Source organism: Mycobacterium sp., from assembly GCF_050701675.1.
Classification (GTDB): Bacteria; Actinomycetota; Actinomycetes; order Mycobacteriales; family Mycobacteriaceae; genus Mycobacterium.
Window position 1 is genome coordinate 1 of the sequence record NZ_JBOGDD010000625.1, and the last position, 4,125, is coordinate 4,125.

The 4,125-nt window shown below is 69.0% G+C and carries 6 protein-coding genes; 2 read left to right on the top strand and 4 right to left on the bottom strand.

The features are described 5' to 3' along the window. Window positions 1-85: 85 nt before the first annotated feature. Window positions 86-856, bottom strand: coding sequence for a CPBP family intramembrane glutamic endopeptidase (locus ACRDUX_RS19210; protein ID WP_526415612.1), 771 nt, complete (start codon window positions 854-856; stop codon window positions 86-88). Window positions 857-892: 36 nt separating this feature from the next. Then, the gene (locus ACRDUX_RS19215) at window positions 893-1,708 is read right to left on the bottom strand and encodes a DUF2470 domain-containing protein (RefSeq protein WP_526415613.1); all 816 of its coding nucleotides are present in this window, start codon (window positions 1,706-1,708) and stop codon (window positions 893-895) included. A gap of 113 nt (window positions 1,709-1,821) precedes the next feature. Here ACRDUX_RS19215 and pheA point away from each other — a divergent pair, with 113 nt between their 5' ends. Both pheA and ACRDUX_RS19225 read left to right on the top strand, forming a co-directional pair. After that, window positions 1,822-2,745, top strand: coding sequence for a prephenate dehydratase (gene pheA, locus ACRDUX_RS19220; RefSeq protein WP_526415614.1), 924 nt, complete (start codon window positions 1,822-1,824; stop codon window positions 2,743-2,745). Further along, window positions 2,742-3,428, top strand: coding sequence for a histidine phosphatase family protein (locus ACRDUX_RS19225; RefSeq protein ID WP_526415615.1), 687 nt, complete (start codon window positions 2,742-2,744; stop codon window positions 3,426-3,428). The genes pheA and ACRDUX_RS19225 overlap by 4 nt, the downstream gene beginning before the upstream one ends. A gap of 8 nt (window positions 3,429-3,436) precedes the next feature. Here ACRDUX_RS19225 and ACRDUX_RS19230 read toward each other — a convergent pair whose 3' ends face one another. Together ACRDUX_RS19230 and ACRDUX_RS19235 are read right to left on the bottom strand one after the other, a co-directional pair. Further along, window positions 3,437-3,628 carry a hypothetical protein gene (locus ACRDUX_RS19230; RefSeq protein WP_526415616.1) on the bottom strand — a complete coding sequence of 64 codons (192 nt, stop codon included), beginning with the start codon at window positions 3,626-3,628 and terminating at the stop codon, window positions 3,437-3,439. Between the two features lie 70 nt (window positions 3,629-3,698). Beyond that, a complete protein-coding gene (locus ACRDUX_RS19235) occupies window positions 3,699-4,049 on the bottom strand; it encodes a metallopeptidase family protein (protein WP_526415617.1) in 351 nt (116 codons plus the stop codon). Window positions 4,050-4,125: the final 76 nt, after the last annotated feature.

Sequence of the window (4,125 nt, forward strand, 5' to 3'; positions counted from 1 at the left end):
GGGTAGGGCGGCCGGTTGTCGGTCACGAGAATGAATGTACGGCCCGCGGGACCTGGATCATCGTCTCTGGATCGTCGTCTCTAGATCAATGAAGCCAGCCGAGGTGCCCGACGAGCAGTGCGTAGCCCACGAAGGCGACCGCATCGATGAGTCCATGCGCCACGATCAGCGGCCACAGCCGTCCCGTCCGCTGCCACACGTAGCCGAAGACCAGGCCCATCGCGACGTTGCCGATACCCGCGCCAAAGCCCTGGTACAGGTGGTAGCAGCCGCGCAGCAGGCTGGAGGCCACCAGTACGACGACGGGCGTGAGGCCGAGTTGGCGCAGCCGCGTCATGAGGAACGCGACGACGATGACCTCCTCGGCCCAACCGTTGGCGAAGGCCACGGCGAGTAGGACGGGGATCCGCCACCACGTGTCGCCGAGCTCGGACGGTACGACCGACACTCCGATGCCCAGTGCCCGCCCAGCGACGTAGAGGCCGAGACCGGGCAGTCCGATGAGGGCGGCGAGGCCGAGGCCGCCGAGAAGGTCCGGACGCCAGCGGAACCGCCCGAGGCCGATGCGGTCCGGGCCGAAACCGCTGCGCCACAACAGGTACAGGCCCAACAGGCCCCAGGCGATCAGCTGGAACACCGACGCCAGATTCAGCGCGAAGTTGATGAGGTCAATGGGGGAGAGCTTGCGGTTGAGCGCCACCTTCTGGCCGGAGAGGCCGAGGAGGACCGCCTCGGTCAGGCTCACCAACGAGGTGTACGCCGACAAGCCGAACGTCACCGCGAGCACCACGGCGATCTCGAGCCGGAGAGCCCGTTTCCTGGGGTCGGTCAGCAACTCGTCGGGCGGCCCATTCACGGAGCTACGGTAGCTGCCGGTGAAATGGGTGAGGCATCAGATGCGGCGAGCGCGCAGTCCGTTGAGGAACGGGCAACCCATCAGCACGCGGATGGCCTGGCTGAGGCCAGTGACGTCGTCCACCGGTTTGGCGAACGGCAGGCGCACGTCGTGATCGCCGTCCTCGGCCTCCACCCGGAGCTGGACGCCGTAGCGATCGAGCCCGAGCGGGCGTACCCGGCCGCGTCGCAACGGCGAAGGCAGCCGGTTGGCCAGGCGGTCGACGACTTCGCGATGCGCGGACTCGAGGTGCTGCAGCCAGCCGGACTCGAGTGCGCAAAAGGGATCTGGCTGGGCGTCGAGCAGCGCACTCACGCCGACGGACTCGGCACCGGTCGAGTCGGCCACCACGACCGAGCCGATCTCGAGCCGCACCAGCGAGTACGGGGTGTCGCCGCCAGCGCCCCCACGGGTGTCGGTATTCACCTGCAGCAGAGCGGGATCGGGGTTCTTCGCGGCGACCAGGTCGAGAAGTCCCGATACGTCGGACGTCGGGACGCCGAACAGTCGGCCACTGATCCACACCAGTGAGCGCACCGGTTCGCGCAGCGGCAGTGGGGCGTAATCGGTCATCTCCAACACCGCCTGGACGCCCGCCGAGCCCGACGCGACGATCATGCCTGCCAGAAGTCCGTTGGTGGGGACGGTGATGGCGAACGACCCGTCGTCGAGAAGATGGTGCACCGGCGTCGGGGCGGGCTCGAGGCCCTCCACCGCGAGCATCGCGCCGCCACCTCGTGCGCAGGCGCTGCGGATCCGCTCGGCCGTCGTGGGTGCCACCAGTACCGAGCCAGTCGTCGCGTCGCCGATCATGCGTGCCTTCCATCGAATGAGGTAAGCCTAACTGAGGCTAGCCTCACCGAACGCGCAAGCCTTCTTGAAACGTCTTCCGGTGATGGCGGAGGCCGAGCCGATAGTGTTGAGCCGTGCCACGCGTCGCCTATCTTGGCCCCCAGGGGACCTTCACGGAAGCGGCGTTGTTGCAGCTGGTGGCCTCCGGTGCCGTCCCTGGAGCACCGGCGCACGTCGAACCGCTGCCATGCAGCAGCGCCGATGGCGCACTCGCCGCCGTCCGCTCCGGCGCCGCCGACTACGCCGTCGCGCCGATCGAGAACTCGATCGACGGTTCGGTCGTCCCGACGATGGACAGCCTCGCGACGGGTGCGCCGCTGCAGATCTACGCCGAACACACCCTCGACGTCGCCTTCAGCATCGCCGTGCGGGCCGGCACGCACGCATCCGACGTCGCGACCATCGCGGCGTTTCCCGTCGCCGCCGCACAGGTCAAGCGATGGATCGCCGAGCACCTTCCCGACGCGCGGACCGTGCCGGCCACGTCCAACGCGGCAGCGGCCCACGACGTGGCGGAGGGGCGGGCCGACGCCGGCGTCAGCACGGCACTCGCCGTAGAGCGACTGGGCCTCACCACCCTGGCCGACGGCGTGGTGGACGAGGTGAACGCCAGGACGAGGTTCGTGCTCGTCGGGCCACCGGGGCCGCCGCCGTCGCGCACCGGGGCCGACCGCACGTCCGTCGTGCTGCGACTGGACAACGTGCCTGGCGCGCTGGTCTCGGCGATGACCGAGCTCGCAATCCGCGACATCGACCTGACCAGAATCGAATCCCGTCCCACACGAGTCGAACTGGGCACCTACGTCTTCTTCCTCGACTGCGTCGGGCACGTCGACGACGATCCGGTCGCCGAGGCACTTCGGGCGCTTCACAGGCGTTGTGCAGACGTGCGATATCTGGGTTCATGGCCGACGGGTTCCGCCGTCGGGGCCGTACCGCCGGTGACAGACGAGGCGTCCGAGTGGCTGGCCGGCCTGCGCGAGGGGCGGATCCGATGACGGGTCGACTGGTACTGGTCCGGCACGGACAGTCTCTTGCCAACGTCGAGAGGCAGCTCGACACCCGGCCTCCCGGCGCGCCACTCAGCGATCTCGGCCACGAGCAGGCCAAGACGTTCGCCCGCGAATGGAACCACCCCGTCGGGCTGGTCGCGCATTCCACGGCGCTGCGTGCGGTCGAGACGGCCGCCGAGATCGCCGGTCACCTCGGGTTGGCCACGGTTCAGCTCGAGGGCATCCACGAGGTGCAGGTCGGCGCGCTGGAGAACCGCAACGACGACGAGGCGATCGCCGAGTTCAACGCCATCTACCAGCGCTGGCAGGAGGGCGACCTCGACGTGCCGATGCCCGGCGGTGAGAGCGCTCAGCAGGTGCTGGAGCGCTACCTGCCGGTGGTCGCGCAGCTACGTCTGCGCCATCTCGACGACCACGCGTGGACGGGCGACGTCGTCCTGGTCAGTCATGGCGCCGCGATCCGGCTCGTCGGGGCGGTGCTTGCGGGCGTCGACGGCGGCTTCGCTCTTGAGCACCACCTGGCGAACACCGAGTGCGTGGTGCTGAGCCCGATCACCGACGGCCGCTGGAGCTGTGTCCAGTGGTCGACGTTCCTGCCGCCCTTCGCGCCAGAGCCCGACGCGCATCCGGTCGAGGACGCGTTGCACGGCGCCGATCCGATGGGCTGAGGCCGGGGCTAGGACACCGCCGAGGCGGGGATGCTCACCGAGCAGACACACCCGATGGCCACGCAGTCGATGCTGAACGCATGCACGGCCTCGGGGGTGGTGCAGTCCTCGGTGCACTCCACGGCGGACAGCGCGTGGTGAATCAGGGTGCCGTGACAGTGTTCGAGGTCCTCGCGACACTCGCGGCAGACACTGGGCATGTCCCATTCCTAGCACCGGTGCCCGACGAACCCCGACTGCCGCGCTGAGAGACGGACCCTCGCCATGCGTTCACGCCCAACCGAGTTCGTGCAGCCGCTCGTCGTCGATTCCGAAGTGGTGCGCGATCTCGTGGATCACGGTCACGGTCACCTCGTCGACGACTTGGGCCTCCGAGTCGCAGATGTCGAGCAACGCGTCGCGGTAGATCGTGATGGTGTCGGGCAGCGAGCCGAAGTACGTCGAATCACGTTCGGTCAGGGCGATGCCCTCGTAGAGCCCGAGCAGATCGGGTTCCTCGGGATGGCGGGCCTCGACGAGGACGACGACGTTGTCGATCGCCTTGGCCAGCGCGGCAGGGATCTCGTCAAGGGCGTCGGACACCAACTCGTCGAACCGTTGCTGGCCCATCCGAACGGCCACCGCGGCTACTGCCCGGGTAGCGGCGGCTGCGCCGGACCGGGCGGCACCGGCGCCGCGGGCGGCGGCTCCGCGGGCG